At 68.5% G+C, this 19,766-nt stretch carries 15 protein-coding genes and 1 pseudogene; 11 read left to right on the forward strand and 5 right to left on the reverse strand.

Translation table 11 applies throughout. The annotated features are described in order from the left end of the window. Positions 1 to 78: 78 nt before the first annotated feature. Positions 79 to 2,319 (reverse strand): molybdopterin-dependent oxidoreductase, encoded by a 2,241-nt coding sequence (locus AB4Z55_RS01675; protein ID WP_369519003.1) that lies wholly within the window; start codon positions 2,317 to 2,319, stop codon positions 79 to 81. A 179-nt stretch (positions 2,320 to 2,498) separates the two neighbouring features. On the opposite strand from AB4Z55_RS01675, the pseudogene AB4Z55_RS01680 reads away from it, so the two are divergent. From AB4Z55_RS01680 to AB4Z55_RS01695, 4 genes and pseudogenes are all read left to right on the forward strand, one after another. Further along, positions 2,499 to 3,933: pseudogene (locus AB4Z55_RS01680) on the forward strand (flavin-containing monooxygenase). Between the two features lie 242 nt (positions 3,934 to 4,175). Then, positions 4,176 to 5,927, forward strand: coding sequence for a DUF6777 domain-containing protein (locus AB4Z55_RS01685; RefSeq protein ID WP_354563437.1), 1,752 nt, complete (start codon positions 4,176 to 4,178; stop codon positions 5,925 to 5,927). A 62-nt stretch (positions 5,928 to 5,989) separates the two neighbouring features. After that, on the forward strand, positions 5,990 to 6,622 hold the full coding sequence (locus AB4Z55_RS01690; protein WP_064571445.1) for an LGFP repeat-containing protein: 633 nt from the start codon (positions 5,990 to 5,992) through the stop codon (positions 6,620 to 6,622). 64 nt (positions 6,623 to 6,686) lie between these two features. Further along, a complete protein-coding gene (locus AB4Z55_RS01695) occupies positions 6,687 to 8,210 on the forward strand; it encodes a fatty acyl-CoA synthetase (protein ID WP_354563436.1) in 1,524 nt (507 codons plus the stop codon). A gap of 30 nt (positions 8,211 to 8,240) precedes the next feature. Here the strand turns inward: AB4Z55_RS01695 and AB4Z55_RS01700 are convergent, their stop codons facing one another. Further along, positions 8,241 to 8,891 carry a hypothetical protein gene (locus AB4Z55_RS01700; RefSeq protein ID WP_248644249.1) on the reverse strand — a complete coding sequence of 217 codons (651 nt, stop codon included), beginning with the start codon at positions 8,889 to 8,891 and terminating at the stop codon, positions 8,241 to 8,243. A 149-nt stretch (positions 8,892 to 9,040) separates the two neighbouring features. Between AB4Z55_RS01700 and AB4Z55_RS01705 the strand changes: the two genes are divergently transcribed. The 6 genes from AB4Z55_RS01705 (at position 9,041) to AB4Z55_RS01730 (ending at position 15,153) form a co-directional block, all read left to right on the forward strand. Further along, positions 9,041 to 10,240, forward strand: coding sequence for a prolyl oligopeptidase family serine peptidase (locus tag AB4Z55_RS01705; protein ID WP_369519004.1), 1,200 nt, complete (start codon positions 9,041 to 9,043; stop codon positions 10,238 to 10,240). Positions 10,241 to 10,401: 161 nt separating this feature from the next. Further along, positions 10,402 to 10,833, forward strand: a complete 432-nt coding sequence (locus tag AB4Z55_RS01710) for an STAS domain-containing protein (RefSeq protein ID WP_369519005.1) — start codon at positions 10,402 to 10,404, stop codon at positions 10,831 to 10,833. A 6-nt stretch (positions 10,834 to 10,839) separates the two neighbouring features. Next, positions 10,840 to 11,325 (forward strand): ATP-binding protein, encoded by a 486-nt coding sequence (locus tag AB4Z55_RS01715; RefSeq protein ID WP_004019696.1) that lies wholly within the window; start codon positions 10,840 to 10,842, stop codon positions 11,323 to 11,325. A 283-nt stretch (positions 11,326 to 11,608) separates the two neighbouring features. Continuing rightward, positions 11,609 to 12,778, forward strand: a complete 1,170-nt coding sequence (locus AB4Z55_RS01720) for a hypothetical protein (RefSeq protein WP_369519006.1) — start codon at positions 11,609 to 11,611, stop codon at positions 12,776 to 12,778. Between the two features lie 143 nt (positions 12,779 to 12,921). Continuing rightward, positions 12,922 to 13,734, forward strand: coding sequence for a hypothetical protein (locus AB4Z55_RS01725; protein WP_004019699.1), 813 nt, complete (start codon positions 12,922 to 12,924; stop codon positions 13,732 to 13,734). A gap of 87 nt (positions 13,735 to 13,821) precedes the next feature. Continuing rightward, on the forward strand, positions 13,822 to 15,153 hold the full coding sequence (locus AB4Z55_RS01730; RefSeq protein WP_064571441.1) for a hypothetical protein: 1,332 nt from the start codon (positions 13,822 to 13,824) through the stop codon (positions 15,151 to 15,153). A 118-nt stretch (positions 15,154 to 15,271) separates the two neighbouring features. Here AB4Z55_RS01730 and AB4Z55_RS01735 read toward each other — a convergent pair whose 3' ends face one another. Beyond that, positions 15,272 to 15,814, reverse strand: coding sequence for a dihydrofolate reductase family protein (locus AB4Z55_RS01735; RefSeq protein WP_058253419.1), 543 nt, complete (start codon positions 15,812 to 15,814; stop codon positions 15,272 to 15,274). A gap of 201 nt (positions 15,815 to 16,015) precedes the next feature. On the opposite strand from AB4Z55_RS01735, the gene AB4Z55_RS01740 reads away from it, so the two are divergent. Next, positions 16,016 to 16,813: an SDR family oxidoreductase gene (locus tag AB4Z55_RS01740; protein ID WP_369519007.1), complete on the forward strand. Its 798-nt coding sequence runs from the start codon at positions 16,016 to 16,018 to the stop codon at positions 16,811 to 16,813. 21 nt (positions 16,814 to 16,834) lie between these two features. On the opposite strand, the gene AB4Z55_RS01745 is transcribed toward AB4Z55_RS01740, so the two are convergent. Both AB4Z55_RS01745 and AB4Z55_RS01750 read right to left on the reverse strand, forming a co-directional pair. Continuing rightward, a complete protein-coding gene (locus AB4Z55_RS01745) occupies positions 16,835 to 17,794 on the reverse strand; it encodes a phosphotriesterase (protein ID WP_369519008.1) in 960 nt (319 codons plus the stop codon). 124 nt (positions 17,795 to 17,918) lie between these two features. Continuing rightward, positions 17,919 to 19,358, reverse strand: coding sequence for a cytosine permease (locus AB4Z55_RS01750; protein WP_369519009.1), 1,440 nt, complete (start codon positions 19,356 to 19,358; stop codon positions 17,919 to 17,921). Positions 19,359 to 19,766: the final 408 nt, after the last annotated feature.

Genomic DNA, 19,766 nt, shown 5'->3' on the forward strand with positions numbered 1-19,766 from the left:
CACCGTAGCCGCTGTGTGACAGCACTTTCCACGATTCTCACCGACGAGACCCGTCGGTGAGAATCGTGCTGTGCGCGGTCAGTGCCGGGCCGGCTCCACCGTGTCGGCCGACTGAAGGCGACTCTCGGACATCGCCGACACCTGGATCGGCACCCCGGTCATGTTGGCCATCCCCGCGAGTCGCTCGAGATCGGCCGGATCGGAGGAGATGAGCGCGTTGACGTTCACTCCGCCGGCACCCAGATCATTCTCCGCCGCCGTATTCGCCTGCGTCCATCCGCCGGAGCCGTTGTGGCCCCAGCCATGCGGAATCGCGACGACACCGGGCTTGATGTCCTCGGTGATGGTGACCGGCAACGAGATCCGTCCGTGTCGGGACGCGACCGTCGCCAGGTCGCCCTCGGCCAGGCCGCGTGCCGTGGCATCGTCCGGATGTATCCGGGCCGCGTGAGACCGTCCGCCGCGCAGCAGCATCGGCGCGTTGTGCTGCCAGCTGTTCTCCGAACGTATCTCGCGCATTCCGATGAGCCACAACGGATAACCCGTGTCGGCGTCGACGCCCAGTTGACCGATCTCGGACATCAGTTCCGGCGCAGCCAACCGGATTCGACCGTCGAGGTATGTGACATTCTTGCTCAGCTGCCCGGGTGCGAGGTTGTCGGCGACCACGACCCCATGCGGGTGATCCTCGACCAGGCGGCGGTAGGTCAAGCCGCCTCGACGCAGACCGAATCGGTCCCCGCCCAACCCCATTCGGATCACCAGGTCGGAGATCCCGCGCGGGGTGACCGGACGACCGATGCGTCGCGCCAACCGATTGCCGACATGTAGCGAACGGATCAGCACATTCTCCGGAGCGAGGAAGCCGATGAGCTCGTTGATCACCGTCCACTCCTCCCGTGCTTCACCCTGCGGGGGGATCACCGCCTCGGTCGCCTGCTTGAACGGGGTGGTGAACAGCGCCTGGAACGGGAGCAGGAAATCCTCGCGCTCGTACATCGTGGTTGCCGGCAAGATGTAGTCGGCCCGCGCGTTCGTCTCGTTGCGGTAGATGTCCAGCGACACCATGAGATCGAGTTCGTCCAACGCCGAACGTAGTTCGTCGCCGTTGGGTACCGACAGCACCGGATTGCCCGCGCTGACGAACAGGGCGCGCAGCTGGCCGCGGCCGGGCGTGGTGATCTCCTTGGCCATCAGCGACGCCGGCGCCGTCCCGAGGACCTGTGGCAGATCGCCGACCCGGCTCCGACGTCCGGCCCACCGGAAGCTCGACACCCGTTGCAGCGCGCTCACTCCCAGCCGCTGCCCGGGGATTCCCAGATCGCCGAACATGGACCCGCCCGGCACGTCCAGGTTCCCGGCGACGAGGTTGACCATGTCCAGGAGCGCGGTCGTCAGTGTCCCGGTGCGCCCCAACGACGTCCCGACCCGGCCGTACACGGCCGCCCGCTCCGTCCGGGCGAGCGAGCGGGCGACCTCACGGACGCGCTCCGGGTCGATGTCGGTGCGATCCGCGGTCGTCTCCGGTGCATAGGCCGCGACGAGCGTCTCGAGCTCCCCCACTCCCCGCGCCTGCCGTCGAAGCCGGTCGCGGTCGGCGAGGTCCTCGTCGAACAGCACATGCAGCACGGACAGCAGGAACAGTGCGTCGGTGTCGGGTGTGATCGGCAGCCAGTCGAACTCGCGGGCGGTCTCGGTGTGGCGGGGATCGACGACGACGACGGACCCGCCGCGTGCGGTGATGGCGTTCAGACCCTCGCGGATCCGCGGGGAGCTCATCACACTGCCGTGCGACACGACCGGGTTCGCACCGATGATCACCAGGTAGTCGACGCGATTGATGTCGGGGATCGGTGCGGTCAGCGGGTTCCCGTACAGGAAGTGACTGGCGACGAACCGGTTGTTCACGTCCTGCGATCCGGCCGAATACACGTGCGGTGTGCCGAGCAGGTTCATGAAGATCGCGGTCCACAGCACGTGCCCGGTGGAGAACGTCGCCGGGTTTCCGAAGTACCAACCGATCGAGTCGCTGCCGGAGGTCTGGTGGACCTCGACGAGCCTGCGGCCGATCTCATCGAGCGCGGTCTCCCATGAGACCTGTTCGAACTCGCCGTCCGGGCGTCGCCGGAGCGGGTGCCGGAGACGGTCCGGGTCGTTGACGATCTCGGTGAACGCGATCCCCTTCGGGCATGCGAAACCCCTCGACAGCGGATGCTCCTTGTCGGGCCGCAGCGAGATCAGCCGGTCGTCCTCGACGGTGGCGATCATGCCGCACAGCGGCTCGCAGATCCGGCAATAGGTGTGCTTCTCCATCGGCATCTGTGCGTCCCCTCGACCTCGCTCGATGACGACCGCAGACGGGCTGGCCTGCGGTTCGGTGTGATTCCGTTCACATCTGAGGACAAGTGTTGCATGATGACAGCACGCCAGGCAGCCCCACCGAGGAGGTCCCCGTGACCGACAGCGACACCGACGCCACACAGCCATCCGTGCGCGACATGATCATCATCGGCGCCGGCCTGTCCGGCATCGACTGCGCTTACCGGTTCACAGAGCAGAATCCCGGCGCCGACTATCTGATCCTGGAACGCCGCGAACGCATGGGCGGCACCTGGGACCTCTTCCGGTATCCCGGCGTGCGGTCGGACAGCGACATCTATTCGCTGAGCTACCCGTTCGAGCCGTGGCGCAAGCCGCGCGCGTTGGCCCACGGTAACGACATCCGGGAGTACATCGAGGACACCGCCGCCAAGTACTCGATCACCGACCAGATCAGGTTCGGTCAGCATGTCCTGACCGCCGACTGGGATTCGACGACCGACACCTGGACGCTCGGGGTCGAGGTCGGCGAGGACCGGCGCCGCGAGACCTACCGCGCCAGGTTCGTCATCTTCGCGACCGGCTACTACGACTACGACAACCCGTACACGCCGAGGTTCGCCGGTGCCGACGACTTCACCGGTCAGATCGTGCACCCGCAGCACTGGCCGGAGGACCTCGACTGCCGAGGCAAGAAGATCGTGGTGATCGGCAGCGGCGCGACGGCGGTGAGCCTCATCCCGAGCCTCGCCGAGCAGGCCGAGCACGTCACCATGCTCCAACGCTCACCGTCGTACATCTTCTCGTCCAAGCAGAAGCAATACCTCGCGCCACTCGTGCAGAAGCTGCTGCCGCCCCACGCCGCGCACAAGGTCATCCGCACCCGATATGCGGCGCAGACCGCGGCGATCGTGCACCTCACCCACCGGTTCCCGAAGCTCGGGCGCAAGATGATCCGGAGCAACGTCGTGGCGAACCTGCCCGAGGACTATCCGGTCGACCTCCACTTCAATCCCACCTACAACCCGTGGGATCAGCGCATGTGCATGGTCCCCGACGCCGATCTGTTCGCCGACATCGCCGAGGGCACCGTCGAGATGGTCACCGACCACATCGACCGGTTCGACGCCTCCGGCGTCACCCTCACCTCGGGTCGCCACCTCGACGCCGACATCATCGTCACCGCGACCGGGCTCCAACTCCTCGGCTTCGGCGGCACCCGGCTCCGCGTCGACGGCGCCGAGGTGAAACCCCACGACCGATTCGTCTTCAAGAGCTACCTCATCGAGGACGTGCCGAACCTCGCCTGGTCGGTCGGCTACACGAACGCGTCGTGGACCCTGCGCGCGGACATGACCGCTCGCGCCGTCGCCGACCTGGTCAAGTACATGCGGACCAACGGCTACACCCATGCCTATCCCCATCTCGGTTCGGAGGTCATGGGGTTCGCGGCCGCTGTGGGACCTCAAGGCGGGTTACGTCGAACGGTCCCCGGAGGCGCTGCCGAAGTCGGGCACGCGGGGTCACTGGCAGGTGCGGCACAACTACTACCGCGATGCCATCGACCACCGGATCAACAAGGTCGAGGACTCCATGGTGTTCGGCCGGGTCTGACTCAGCTCACGCAGACCGGGGTGGTGTCGGCCGACCCGCGCGAGGCGTTACGCCGGTGTGGTCCAAACGGTCGAGATTTCGCCTCAGCACCGTAAATATGCTGGTCAAGCCTTGCTCCTCGCGAGACGCCGCGCCGATACTGGGCTCGGCGAGCGAGCCGTCTCGCTGAATCCGCCCCGCCGCCGCGGAGCGCCACTCCACGGCATGCGTCCCGGCAGGAGTGGACCAGTAGGAGCTCCGAGATGACCTATCCGCCCGGTCCCCCGTCCCACCCGTCGAACCCGTACGGCCCGGTGCCGCCGCAGTCCGACAGCCGGCGCGCCCTCACTCTCGTGCTCGGCGCGATCGTCGTCGTCCTGGCGCTGATCCTCGCCGCGGGCATCGTCTTCGTCGTCAAGGCGCGCGATGGGGACATCTTCGTACCCGGCCTCACCCTCACCGCGGCCAACGATCCGGGGATCGACCCGTTCACCGATCCGGTCCTCGTAGCCGGGGCGGGCGACCTGCCGGCGAATGTCGCCCTCACCGGCACGGCGGGGGCCGCCGACCTCGGCGGCCGCGCGGTGAACGGTACCGACGCCGGGCTGTACGGCTCCGGCGACGCCGCAGCCTGCGACACCGCCGCGCTCAGCAACCGGCTGCTCGCCGATCCGCCGGCGGCGCGCGCGTGGGCCGGGGTCTACGGCATCGATACCGCCGACATCCCGCACTACCTGAACACGCTGACCCCGGTGGTTCTGACGACCGACACCTGGGTCACCAATCACTCGTACACCTCCGGCCGGGCGGTCCCGTTCCAGTCGGTCCTGGAACGCGGCACCGCGGTCTACGTCGATTCCGCCGGCGTGCCGCGCGCGATGTGTTCCTGCGGGAATCCGCTCGCCCCGCCGGCCGCCGCCCCGCTCGGTGGGTATCGACTCGACGGACAGCCGTGGGAGGGCTACAAGAGCCGGTCGGTCGCCCGGATCGCGTACAACAACCAGCACGTCACCGCGGTCGGCAAGTCGACGACGATCGTCCCCGCGCCGCCGGTCCCGGACCCCAGGGCGCCCGCCGGCGACGTTCTCCAGCTCTTGAATTTCCTCACCGGACAGATCTTTTCGCAACCGGCGGGCGGGTTGCTCGACCTGAGCGGATTCCCGCCACCGTCCGGTCCGCTGCCCACCCCGGCCGCGTTGAACACCCCGTTCGAGGCGGCCACCGACGAAGACGCCGAGCACAACGGCCTCCTCGCAGCGGGCAATCCCGCGGCCGCGCCCGCACTGGAGAAGCGTGCCGAGGAGCACGACGGCCTGCCGGAAGGCGCGCCGTCGACGGACTCCTCGGCCCCCGACTCATCGGGACCGGACTCGGCTGCCCCCGACACCCCCGGTCCCGGCCCGGATTCCCCGGCCCCGGACGCCCCGGTGCCGGCTTCCGACGTACCCGTCCCGGAGGAGCCCGGCTACGAGGCCCCGGGCTCCGAGCTCCCCGGACCTGCGACGGAACCCGGCGCACCCGGCGCGCCCGGGCCCGACCAACCGGCCGAAACGCCGACGACGCCGACCTCGTTCAGTGGATCGGGGGAGGTCGTCGGCAGTTTCAGCTTCGTCGACGCCGGGCTGTCGGTGGGCTGTACGGTTCCCGGCGGTCCCGCACTCGGTACCGTCACGCTCTCGTGCACCGACGGCGTGACCCGGTCGGTCGCCGGTTCCGCGCTGCACCGCCCTGCGGTGTCGGGCTCCACCACCGGCACCGGGGTGTGGACCCTGACGCTGACGGCGGTCGGCGCGTCGCGATCGGTGACCGTCCGATCGGCGAACTGGATCGCCGCGCCGCCGGCGGCCCCGGCTTCCGAACCACCGGCATCCGAGCCACCGGCATCCGACGGCTCCGCGGATCCCGCAACCCCTGCCGAGGAGCTCCCCGACGACACGACCACGACGACGACCACGGAGAGCCCGCCTCCGGCCGACGCCCCCGCCGACCCGGAAGCACCTGCGGGGACTCCGTGACCGCACCACGGGTGTGAGCTGTCCAACAGCAGGCACCCTGGGACGTCCGTACCATCGCGCGCATGTCTGCTCTGACGACGTCGACCCGACGCCCCTCTCGTGACCTCCGCCCGGAATCCGCCCGTAGGCGAGTGCGGGTACGTCTGGCGAGCGTCGCGATCGTGGCGGCGATGGCGTCGCTGGTGATGTTCGCGCCGAGCGCGCATGCGGACCGCGTCATCAACGGGCACCTGGTGGGCGGGAAGATCGAGCAGGCGTACGCCTCGACGGGCGGGTTCTTCAAGTGGGGCGTCCCGACCGGTCCCGAACGCGCGGCCGCCAAGCGCGGCCGTTTCCAGACGTTCTCGCGCGACACGTCGTTCTACTGGCACCCGGCAGCCGACGGCGGCACCGCGCATCAGGTCGGCGGCGCGATCCGGAGTCGATGGCAGCAGGCCGGCGCGGAGCGCGGCGCGCTGGGCTACCCCGTGAGCAACGAGTACCGGTCGGGCAGCGGGCGGAGCAACGACTTCCAGGGCGGCGTCGTCACGTGGTCCAAGACCGGTGGCGCACAGATCGTGTGGGGCCAGATCCGGCAGAAGTGGGAGAACACCGGCGGTGCGGGCGGGTACTTCGGGGTTCCGCTCGGCGGGGAGTACCGGACCGGCGGCCGGTTCGCGCAGGACTTCCTGAACGGCACCATCTTCTGGCCCTGATGGGCGGAACCCACCTCACGCAATCGGTGGTGTGTCACTAGGACGTCCAAGTATCGTCGTCGGTATGGCTCCGCGACTCTCCTCCACGAACAGCATCGACGGGATTCTCCGCAGGTCCGCCGCGCGGCATCCCGACCGCACCGCGCTGGTCTTCGACGACCGCGACTACACCTATCGTCAGCTCGACGACGCTGTGTCCGCTGCCGCCGCCGGCCTGCTCGCCCGCGGCCTGGAGCAGGGGGACCGGGTCGCGGCCTATGGCACGAACTCGGATGCCTACGTCATCGGCTTCCTGGCATGCTGTCGCGCCGGACTCGTCCACGTGCCGATCAACTACGCGCTCCGGGGTGACGAGCTCCGCTACCTCGTGGTGCAGTCGGGCGCACGCGCCGTCCTCGTCGACCCCGCGCTGTCCGAGCGGGTCGAGGAGATCCGCGGCGATCTCGCCGACGTCGAGGCAGTCGTCCCGTTGCGTGACGCCGACGACTCGCTGCTCGCGTCGGCCGCATCCGAACCGCCCGCCGCATTCGACTCCCGGGCCTCGGGTGACGACCTCGCGCAGCTGTTGTACACCTCGGGGACCACGTCGAAGCCCAAGGGCGCCATGATGTCCCACGCCGCACTGATCAGCGAGTACGTCTCGTCGGTCATCGCGCTGGACTTCACGGCCGAGGACAATCCGCTGATCGCCATGCCGCTCTACCACTCGGCGGGCATGCACGTCTTCATGCTGCCGTACCTCTCCGTGGGCGCGACCGTCCGACTCATGGCCACGCCGGACATCCCGGAGATCCTGCGGCGCGTCGAGGCCGACCGCATCGGTTCGCTGTTCCTCGCTCCGACCGTGTGGGTTCCGCTGGCCAATCATCCCGACCTCGCCACCAGCGATCTGTCCTCCTTGCGCAAGGCGCAGTACGGCGCGTCGATCATGCCGGTGACCGTGCTGAACCGGCTCCGCGACCAGTTCCCCGGCATGCAGTTCTACAACTGCTTCGGGCAATCCGAGATCGGCCCGCTCGCAACGGTTCTGCGCCCGGAGGAACACGACGACCGGCCGTCGTCGTGCGGTCGCCCGGTGTTCTTCGTCGAGACGCGCGTCGTCGACACCGACGGGAACGACGTCGAGCCCGGGGTCCCCGGCGAGATCCTCTATCGTTCGCCGCAACTCTGCCGCGGATACTGGGACAACCCCGCGGCCACCGAGGAGGCGTTCCGAGACGGCTGGTTCCACTCCGGCGACCTCGTCACCCGCGATGCCGAGGGCTTCATCACCGTGGTCGACCGCATCAAGGACGTGATCAACACCGGCGGCATCCTGGTCGCCTCACGTGAGGTCGAGGACACCGTCTACACCCATGAGGCGGTGTCGGAGGTGGCCGTCATCGGCGAGCCGGACGAGAAGTGGATCGAGGCCATCACCGCAGTCGTCGTGGTGCGGGACGGCCGGTCGGTGACCGAGGAGGAACTGATCGAGCACGTCCGGTCCCGGATCGCGCCGTTCAAGGTCCCGAAGAAGGTGCGGTTCGTCGACGAGCTCCCCCGCAATCAGAGCGGCAAACTGCTCAAGCGGGAGCTGCGCTCGCAGTGACGGACGTGCGGCGCGTCGGACCTGACATCGTCAGAACCGTTGCGCCGCAGCCACTGCCCCGGGGATGTCGGCGTGTGCGCCCGCCGGCCCGAGTATCCGTTGCAGACCCGCCGCGGTCACCTCGGCCCCGGGCTCGATGATCTCCCGCACACGGGCACGGATGTCGGCCGGGAGCGCCAGTCGCAATTCGACGAACCAGTTCGCCAGCAGATCGTCGAGCGCATCGACGGTCTTCTGGTCATCGGTGAACGGCAGCCCGACACTGGTGAAACCGTCGGCGAGGTCGTAACCGGATCGGGTCCATCGGCCGTCGAAACCGTAGACGAATCCGATCCACATGCCGTCGGTGCGCTGCCTCTCGAGGTGAGACGCGATGGCCGGTTCCCACCACGGCGGCGCGCCGCCGAGCAGGTCGGTCTCCGACTCGCCGAAATATGTGGCGCCCTCGCGGAAGTACGTCTCGGAGTACTCGTGATCGTGGCCGACGAGCACCGCCCGGTCGGCACCGACCAGCACCACGTCGACCCAGTTGCCGCCACCGTCGTCGTAGTGCCACCCGTCCGGCGTCGCATGCGCACCCTGCGCCCAGCGTTCTCCTCGTACCGCCAGGAGAGCTGCGTAGGCAGCCCACCTGGATCGCATCTCCGCCGGAGTCGGCAGGTCGACCGCCTGCAACGCCATGTCGTGGCACCTGTCTGTCGGGATTGTCCGACCCAGCGTATTGCCGCGGCCACCGGCCCCGCTCACCGAATCCGGTACCGCTCACCGAAATGGCTGCGCAGCAACGGGATAGGTGAGCGAATCGACGACCGGGACTCGTCCGCAGTACGGTGAGGACCGTGACTCGATGGCATCGCAAAGTTCTGGCATTCGCCGCGTGTGCGGCCGTCGTGATCGGGAGTTCCGGCGCGGCCGGGACCCTCGCCACCGGTCCGGCCATCGCCTCACCGTCGACTCTCGGCGACACCGGCTCGGTCGTCTCGTCGCGCCCGCTGGCGCCGCAGTTCTGGGTGCCCGGGTCCGCCGACGCCACCGTCCTGACCTACGTCACCACCGACACGTTCGGGAACAAGGCGCTGAGCACCGGGACCGTCTTCATCCCCGAGGGCACCGCCCCGCCCGGCGGCTGGCCGGTGATCTCTTGGGCCCACGGGACATCCGGGATCGGCGACGACTGCGCGCCGTCGGTCCGGGGACCAGGCCTCCCGGAGCGCGACCTGCCGTACCTGGCCAAGTGGATGCAGCAGGGATACGCCATCGTCGCCAGCGATTACGCCGGCCTGGGCACCCCCGGCCTGCATGCCTACCTCGACGGCCGGACCACGGCCCACAATGTCGTCGACATGGTGCGGGCGGGTCGCGAGTTCTCCGCGAGTCTGCCTGCCGCACAGCGGTTGTCACGATCCTGGGCGGCGGTCGGGCAGTCGCAGGGCGGCGGCGCGGCGATCTACACCGCGCGCTACGCCACGCAATTCGGCGGTCCCGCACTCGACTACCGCGGCGCCGTGGGCACCGGTACGCCGGCCTACATCGAACGCCTCGTCCAGATCGCCGGCCCGGGCGTACCGCCGGTGGCGATCACACCCGCGCTGACCGCCTACCTCAGCTACATCACGGCCGGCCTCCGATACGCACACCCCGAACTCGGCATCGATCGCATTCTCACGCCGACCGGCCGGAAGTATGTGGCGCTCGCCGAGACACAGTGTGTCGGCGAGTTCGAGGAGCAGCTCCGGGGAGTCTCCGTCGGCGACTACTTCTCCGCTCCGCTGACCAGCCTGCCGAACTTCTCGGCGACCCTCGCCGACTACCTCGGCATGCCCGAAAAGGGTTTCGACAAGCCGTTTTTCATGGGCCATGGCCTGCTGGACACCGACGTGCCGTATCCCACCACCGCGGCGTACGCCGCGACGCTGGCGGCCAACGGCCAACCCGTGACCTTCCGGACCTATCCGAGTGACCACAGCGGAACACTGGTTCGGTCGCAAGCCGACACGATCCCGTTCCTCGACCGGCTCTTCGGCAAATAGTCACTCATCGCGCGGTAGATCTCTCGCTCACCCCGGTACCGGCGCGACGGCGTCCCATGGCACGATGGACGGCACCGGTTGAGCAACTGCCGTCATACGTTTCGCCGGGACGGGGCCGCACGCCGGCCTGCTGTAGTCCCCCGTAGAGAGGGCCACCACCGATGCAGGCAGAACATCCTGACGCTGTGATCGTCGACGACAACGGCCTGAGTGCCGGACGCGCCCTGATGACGGTGGTGTCCGCGGCACACGAGCAGCTGGTGATCCTGACCGTGGAGGGCAGCATCGACGTGCTCACCGCTCCGCAGTTGTCCGAGGCGGTCTGCCAGGCGCTGAGCGGGCAACCGGACGGTCTGATCATCGACCTGACCACCACCGAATTCCTGGCCTCGGCGGGCATGGCAGCGCTCGTCGCCGCCCATGAGGCCATCGCGCCGAGAGGCATGTTCGGGGTCGTGGCCGCCGGACCGGCGACCACACGGCCCCTCACCGTGATGGGACTCGACCAGACGATGGTGCTCTACCCGACACTGAACGACGCGGTCACGGCCATGACCACCACAGAGGGGCTGGCCGACCGTCCGGCTGGTTAGACGCCGATGGTCCGGATTTCATCGGCCCACCCGCGCCCCGAGGACTCGGACGGCGGCCTGACGCTGTCGGTGACAGCCACGCCCGAGTCCGCCCACCTCTTTCGGCAGCACTTCACACGGTGGCTGGACGCGACGCTCGACGTGGACGCCGAACGTCGCAGCGACATCGTCCTCGCGGTCTACGAGGCCGTGGCCAACGCGGCCGAGCACGCGTACGCCGCTGACGCGCCCTCGCCCGCCGCCCAGTCCCCCGCCGCCCAGTCCTCGGCCACACGGTCCCGTGCCATCGGGGTTCGCGCCCACGTGACGCGCGACGAATCGCTGGAGGTCACGGTCACCGACTCGGGGCGCTGGAAATCCGATGCCTCGTCGTCGCCCTATCGCGGGCGCGGCCTCGCATTGATCTCGGCGCTCAGCGACGCATCCGACGTGACCAGCGGGCCCGACGGGACCTCGGTGACGTTGCGCTGGCATCAGCGGCTCAGCGTCTGAGCGGTGGCCCGAGTGCGTGTCCCCAAGGCTGGGGACACAACTCCTCGTTGTCGGTTGACAACCTGTGCCTGACTCAGCCGGGTCACCGACCTTGGAGTACGGTTCGGGCAACGAGTTCATCGCGGGGTCTGTTCAACCGACCAAGTCTGTCGGCCAGGTCACCTAACCTGAACTCCGAGGCGGGTTCGGGGCCGGCCGTCGAACAGCTCGGTGGAGCGTGCTCCCGATCCCGACATCGCTGCACAATGCGCATGCTCGTCAGCGCACGAGGAAGGGAGTCGACATGACCGACTTCACCGTGGACTCGAACATCGACGACGCCTGGCGCACGTTCGCCTTGCACGTCGGCGATCGCCTGTCGCATCTCGAGCCGGGCGAGACCCTCACGATCCAGCAGGACCCGATGATCCCGGAGGGACCCCACGGGACGCTGCGGTTCACGATCACCGGTTCACGTCGGCTGCGCTGCACGATCGACGACACCGACCTGCATCCCACCCCGGAGTACTTCGCCGAGCACGTGACCATGCTCGCCTCTCTCGGCTGGCGGCGCCTGCGCAACGGCACCCACATCTTCGAGGTCGGCCGACGCCGCGTGGATCAGCTCGCGCACGTGACGGTGCTGACGCTGCGTCAGGTCTGGGAGGTCGTGCACCCCGCGTTCCTCGACCATTCCCCCGCCGCTCGCCCCGAACCCCGCATCGAGGTCGCGGTCCAGCCCTTCGACGCCGACCATCTGCGCGCGTTGCTCGTCGGCTCGCTCGAAGACCTCACCGGTTGCCGCATCCAGACCGACGCCGACGGTGACATCGCCCTGCCCACCAAGCCGGTCTCGTCGTGGCTGAGTCCGCGCAGTGACGCCCCGCGGCTCGAGTTCTTCGCTCGCCTGGCCGGCGACATCACCGACCGCCGGCGCGCCGCCGACATCGTCGCCGCCCAGCCGACCATGGGTTCGGCGGTGCGCGTGCACCTGCTCGAGAACGAGGTCTTCGCGACGCTGACCGTCGAGTGCGCGGTCTTCCACCCGCACAACCTCAGTTCGGCCCTGGCCGAGTGGTTCTCGTTCCTCGCCGACTGCGCACCGTCCGTCATCGCCAAGGTCGGCGAGGACACACCCCTGACCGCGCGGAACGACGGCCGGCTCCCCGACGCCCTGCAGACCCTGCTCGAGCTCGACCCGGACGGCCGGTCGTTGAGCGCCCGCGAGGTCGCCAAGATCTGCCGCTACAACCAGGCCGACATCCTCTCCTACATCCACACCAGCGAAGAACAGCACCTCACGTGGCGGCGCTCGGCGGTCGACGCGGCCGCCGCGTCGGACTCGGTGGAGGCCGATGCCTGTCGTCACGAGGCCGACACCTGGAAGGCGACCACGCACAACCTGCGGGCCGCTCTCCGCGTCGTCGTGCTGTCCGACGACGACACCGCGGACAGCAGCTCATCAGCCAAGTGATCCCGGCAAATCGGGATCCGAATCATCGGCGCACGTAGTCTGCGCGGACGATTTTCGACGCCGCCCATCGCGCCGGCGGCCGGCGAGGCGTTCAATTCTTTAGGCCACCCTCAGCGGTTCGCGTCACCGATCGGAGCCCTCGCATGGCCATCACCACTGATCGCGGCGCGCTCACGTTCACCTTTCCCGAACTCGGTCGCGACGCGCGCTTGCACGTCACGTTCCAGCGAACGCTGCGGACCCCCGACCCGGTCGGAGGATGCGGCTCGGCCGGCGGCGACGGTGCCCTGCGCCTCGCCCAGGGCTCTCCCGACGGGGACGCACACGCGACGATCCCGATGTGGCAGTCCGAGGCCACCTGGCTGGATTTCTCCTCGCCGCACCTGCATCCGTTCCTGGTGATGGTCGGCGTCGACGGTGTCAACGCGATCAGCGGTGAGGTGTTCACCGGGGTGCCGGACTTCGACGCCGGCGACTATCTCGAGGTCCCCACGCAACCGTCGCTCGCCTCGCACCGGGGGCCGGCCGGCGGTGGATTCGACGATCAGCAGTTCCTCGCCCCCTCGACGCACACCGTCGGGGACGGCGGCCGACTCGGGACGCTCGTGCAGCTGGCCGTCATCCCGATGCGCGCCGACGCGTGGGCCCGGCGACGACGCCATCGTCCGTCGGCGCCCGGCACCTGCGTGCTCTGCGACATCTCTCGAGCCGAACGAGAACGAGCGCATCCCCGCCTCGCCGCGCCGCTCGTGACGGGTCCGCTCGAGTCCGTCGACACCTGGCACCCGACGATCTCCGACGCCGCCACGGTCCGCATCGTCAACTCGATCGCATGGAGGTCGATGACCGGTGAACCGGTGCCGCGGGCCGCGCCGACGAGCGCCGACTACGCCGCGCACAGCCTTCCCTGGCACCCCGTCTTCGACGAGACGGTCGAGCACTCGGCACCCCGCTAGTTCTGTCACGGGTGTCGCCCCGGGTGTCTGCTCCGCGTCGTACTATTCGGATCCGGTCCGCGTACGTCCCGCCCAGGAGGAACCCGCATGTCCCCCGACTTCGACGCCGTCCTCGAGGCGGCCTGGCGGGACTTCGCCGACACTCTCGCGGTCCGGGTGCCACGCCTCCTGCCGGGTCAGAGTCTCGCCATCGTCGAGGCGGCCGCCGGGGGATGGCGTCGACGGATGACCTTTGCGGTGACCGGAACCCTCGGGTCGACCGAACGCCTCCGCTGCACCATCTCCGCGGGTGACCTCACCTGGACCGACAAGGACCGGTGGATGCGACAGGCCACCTACATCGTCGACCGCGGCTGGTGTCGGCTCGAAGGTCGGAGCGCCTTCTGTTTCGAGGTCGACCCCCTCCGGTTCGCCGACCTCGCCGACGCCGCCGTGCGGGCCCTGCGCGAGGTGTGGGGTGTCATCCATCCGTCATTCGTCAGCATCGGCGACCCGTCCTTCGCCCGCCACCACTCACCTCTGCCCGCAGACGATCTCGACGCCGAGCGGGACCAGGCCCGGTCATCGGAGTCGAGCCGCGTGGTCGGCGAGGATCCCGACGACACCGTACGCATCACCGACGCCGACACACTCCGCTTCACCGCGCCGCCCCGATTCGTCGACGCCCCCGCGGAGGGCGGGGTGATCCCGCAGTCGAAAGACCATCTCGTCGAACTGGTCCGCGCCGCGATGACCGCGGCGGGCCGTCCCGCCGTGGTCAGTCCGCGCAAGGCCATCTTCCTGCGGTCGACGGGCACCTCGCTGCTACGACCGACCCGAGATGCCCGCTCGCTGGAGATCGTGACCATCCTCAGCTCGTCGGTGCCCGCACCCTCGCTGCTCGGGATGGTGGTCGCGGAGTTCTCCCCGCGATGGCCCGAAGTCGCGGTGGTCGTGCGCAACGGACTCGTGTACGCGCAGCGCCGGATCGACGTCGCGGTGTTCAGTCCCGCGAACCTCGATGCCGCCCTCCGGCGCTGGGACGACTTCGCCAGGTCGGCCCGCGGCGACATGATCAGGCGGCTCGGCAGCCAGCCGAAACTGGATCATCGCGGCCGCGGCGATCGGTTGCCCGGCGCCCTGCTCAGTCTCCTGCGGGTCAACCAGAAGCTCGACAACAAGCTGTCCCCGACGACGGTTCTCGCGGCGTGCCACCGGGATCGGGAGCGTGTGCACGAGTTCTTCGACATCTGTGCCGCCGAGATGCGCGAGTGGATGGACAATCTGACGACAGCCCGCAATGCCGAGCTCGGCGACGAGGAGATCGCACTGTGCGAGGCCGAGCACCAGGCCTACGCCCGCGTCGCCCGCCTGCTCCTCAGCGCCATGGACCTCGCCGACGGGGCATCGGGGCCGTCGCAACGCCCCCCTGCTCCCTAGTCCGAAAGGAGCGACCCCCTCTGCTCCCTGAGGTGCGAGGAGCGCAAGCGACGAGCCACGAAGGGCCGCTGCGCCTTCGACGAACTCCGGCGCCATCTCCGCCGAGGATCGCGACCGCTCAGTCGGTGGAGCTGTACGAGAGGTGTACGACGCCGTTGTCGAAGACGTCTGTGCCGACGAGCGTGAGAGGCAGATCGGCCAGACCGTCGAAGAGGCGGGCACCGCTCCCCAGGACCACGGGGTACACCAGCAGGTGCAGCTCGTCGATGAGCTCGTCGCGCAGCAACGCCCGCACGAGGGTGCCGCTGCCGCTGATGTAGAGGTCGCGATCCTTCTTGAGTTCGCGAATCCGGTCGGCGTCGTAGGCGCCGATGATCTCCGAGTTCTGCCAGGCAGCCGCGTCGTCGAGGGTCGAGGACACCACGTACTTGGTGGTGTCGTTGAAGAACGGCGCACCGGGATCGTCCTCGACCGTCCGGTGCGCCCAGGCCGGGGCAAACATCTCGAAGGTGTTGCGTCCGAGCAGGATTCCGGTGCAGTCGGACATGAAGGAGCCGAGCAGCTCGCCCATCCCGTCGGCGAATCCATACGGCATCGTGAAGCTCGGGTCCTCGTAGCTGCCGTCGAGGGTGATGAATTCGTGGACGTGGATCTTTCCCATGGTGTGGCCTCTCGTCTCTTCGCGGTGAACGTCACGATGTCAGACCGTGGGGCGGCGGAAAAGTCATCGGCTTCGAGTCTCGTGACTGCTGTCGGGACCCTTCGAGGCTCGTCGCTTGCGCTCCTCGCACCTCAGGGAGCGGGATTTCGCCCTCGCGTCTGGTAACTCTGGACCCCACACATCGGCGATCGAAGGAGATCCATGGACGTCGCAGGCAAGGTGGCCATCGTCACGGGTGGCGGTGCGGGTATCGGCGCGGCGATCGCGCATGCGCTGGTCGATGCGGGCGCGAAGGTCGTCGTCACCGATCTCGACGAGTCCGGCGCCCTGGCCGTCGCCGACTCACTGGGGGATTCGACGACCGCGATCGGCGGCGACGCCTCATCCGACGAGCACATCGACGCCGCGGTTCGGCTGGCGGAGAACACGTTCGGCCCGGTCGATCTCTACTTCGCCAATGCCGGCGTGGGTGTGGGTGGCGGTGTCGACACCGCCGAGGCGGTGTGGGATCTCACGCTGGACGTCAATCTCCGCGCCCACATCCGAGCAGCTCGGCGCCTCGTCCCGGACTGGGTGGAACGAGGGACCGGCTACTTCGTCAGCACGGCGTCGGCCGCGGGTCTGCTCACGCAGATCGGCAATGCCCCGTACTCGGTCACCAAGCATGCGGCGGTCGGCTTCGCGGAGTGGCTCAACATCACCCACGGCGACGACGGCATCCGGGTGAGCTGCCTCTGCCCGATGGGCGTCGACACCAAACTGCTGCGGCCGGACGGTGATTCCGCCACCGAGGAGCAACGACTGATGCAGCGCGCCGTGGAGACCGCGGGCACGGTGCTCACGCCCGGGGCGGTGGCCGCGATCGTGCTCGACGCCGTCGCCGACGAACGCTTCCTCATCCTCCCCCACCCCGAGGTCCTCGAGATGTACCGCCAGAAGGGCGCCGACTACGACCGGTGGCTGCGCGGGATGCGCCGGTACCAGACCAGCCTGCGCTGACCCCGAGCCGGTATCGCGGCGCTACTCGAAGTAGCGTCGCGGCACGTCGACGAGCATCGTCGTGATGTCGGCCTCGCTCACCCCGCGTTCCCGTAGCGCCGGCAACACCTCTTCACTGATGTGCCGATAGTTCCACTTCGGGAGTGCCTGCTTCTTGGCCTCGTGGTCGAACCAGTCGATGAAGCAGGCGGCGTCGTGCGCGAGGGCCATGCGGTCGGCATAGCCGCGCTTGCACAGTTCGGCGACCGTGTTCACGCGCTCGTCGAACGGCAGGAGGAGGTCGAGCCCGAAACGATCCATGCCGAGAACGGAACCGGCGTCGGCGAGTTTCATCAGGTAGTCGAGGTCGACGCTGTCTCCGGAGTGGCCGATGACGACCTTCGTCAGGTCGGCCCCTTCCTCGGCCAGGACCTTCTGGGCGACCAGTCCCGACTGACTGTGCGGATCGGTGTGCACGGTGATGGGCGCGCCGGTCTGGGCGCTGGTCTGTCCCACCGCGCGCATCACGCGCTCGACACCCGGTGTCAGTCCCTGGGATTCGATGGCGCACTTGAGGAAAGCCGCCCGCACACCGGTGTCCGCGATGCCCTCGGTGAGATCCTTCGTGAACAGGGTGACCAGCGGCTCCGGGACGTCGAACAGCAGCCCGGGTCCCGCATAGTGGAATTGGAACGGGATGTCGTTGTAGGTGTACAGGCCGGTCGCGACGACGATGTTGAGGTCGACCTGTTCGGCGATCCGCTGGATCCGCGGGATGTAGCGGCCGAGACCGAGAACCGTCGGGTCCAGGATCGTGTCGATCCCGAGTTCCTTCAGTTCCGCCAGATCGCGCACCGCTTCGGCGACCTTCTCGTCCTCGTCCCAGTCGTCCTGGTAGTTCTGCCGGAATTCCTCGTTGACGATGAAGACGTGCTCATGCACCAACACGTTCCCGAGGTCGGCGGAATCGATCGAGCCGGTTGCGGTCTGGACGGTGGCCATGAAACCTCCTCATCAGGAGGCCGCGTTACCTCCCGCTGGGCCGAACCCTAGTGGACGCCCCGACCCGATAGGCGGCTTTCGCCCGTCGTCGCCGCCGACAGCCTCGGCTCTGGCGGGACGGGCTTCAGGCAGCGCGTGGGGCGGTGAGCTTCTCCATGGTCCAGTAGGAGGTACCGGCGACCACGGCCCCGGCCAGCCAGGACAGGTCGATCCCGCCGAGGGCGACGGCGACGGGGCCCTGCAGTGCCGGCAGCATCCCGTACATGAACATCCAGGTCGCGGTGACACCGAGAGCGAGTGCGACGAGGGCGGTCGGCCGGACCATCGGCAGGACGCTGTCCGCCGGTGTGGCGAACAGGCTCTCGGCGTCGATCTGTTGCCGAGCGATCAGGAACCAGTGCACGAGAACAACGCTGCCCCAAGGGCTCAACCAGCCGACGATCGACACCAGCCAGAAGTCGATGGTGGTAGCGAAGTCGCTGTTGAGCACGAAGTAGACGACGACCGCCATCGCCACGACGCCGATGATCAGGTTCAGCACGCGCCGGTCGACGCGGATGTCGAGCGCCTGCGTCGACACCGTGCACGTGTAGATGTTGAGGATGTTGGTCGCGAGCGGTCCGTGGATCACCAGCAACAGAACCGGCAGTGCGAGAACGCCGTAGGCGTCGACGATGATCTCACCCGGGTCGGCGGAGTCGCTCAATGTCGCCAGGGACGCACCCAGCACTCCGAGCCAGACGACCGGGATGAACTGCCCGAGTGCACTGGCGAGAAACAGCCTGCGCGACGGGACTTCCCGGGACACGAAGCGCGAGTAGTCGCCGGCGTAACCGATCCACGTCAGACCCCAGCCGATGCCGATCGCGGTCATCACCGCCGTGATCGCGCCGATGTGGGCCGATCCCGTGAGCTCCGGAGCGGTCGTCTGTCCCCAGTCGACGTCGAGGCCGACCCACGCGACGACGGTCATGACGAGCAGGATCGCGACCGTCGGAGGCACCGTCCATCGTTCGAACGCGGAGATCACCCGGTACCCGAACCACGCGATCGTCACCTGCATCCCCATGATGACCGCGGCCACGACGATCCGTGCGGCGTTGTTGTCGAGGTCCGGGTCGACGAGTCCCATCTCGCCGAGCAGCGCCATCACCAGGTCGAGAACGATCCAGGTGTTGACCGCGCACCAGCCCATGCAGACCAGGGCCTGGACGGCGGCGGGAACGTAGGCGCCGCGGCGTCCGAAGACGGCTCGCGACAGCACCATTCCGGTGACCCCGGTGCGCTGACCGATGACGACGAAGACGCCGAAGATGGTCATGCCGATGGCATTGCCGACGACGAGGACCGCCACTGTCTCCCACAGCCCGAGGCCCATCGTGACGCCGAGTGCACCCAGCACCCAGTTGATCGGCGCGATGTTCGCACCGGCCCAGATCCAGAACTGTCCGCGCACGTCATGGGTCTTCGCGGATTCGGGGATCAGTTCGAGTTCGGCCTCGGCCTGCGGGCCCGAATGGCCCGGTCCGGGTGCCGACGGGGTCGCGGCGTCGAGTGCGGTCATTGAGTCCGTCCAGGAGGTGTCGGCCCCCGATCGGGCGGGGTGCGTTCGGGCATGGCGCGCGACGATGCGCAGTGCATCCATGGTGGTCGCACCGCCCGTCGCGCGATACCTACAGAACGTTCGCACTCCTCGGGTACGGAACGGACAGAATGTCACACCTTCGGCGTTCCTCGCACAGCCAGCTGGACTGTCCGGGCTTCTCCTGCATACCGGCCTGGGGGATGCGTTGTTCGGCGGCGTCGGCGATGCGTAGCTGTTCTTAAGCCCGGTAAGCCAGGGCGACGTCGTGGTCGCGGCCGGTTTGGGCGTCGGCGGCCGCCGGGGTTGTGGCGCACGAGGGTTCCGAGGTCACGGCGGCATTGTCTGCAGGGGTGGCCCTGGGTGTCGGTGGGGATCGCGCAGCCGGGC

It is taken from the genome of Gordonia sp. ABKF26, assembly GCF_041103195.1.
GTDB lineage: Bacteria > Actinomycetota > Actinomycetes > Mycobacteriales > Mycobacteriaceae > Gordonia > Gordonia terrae.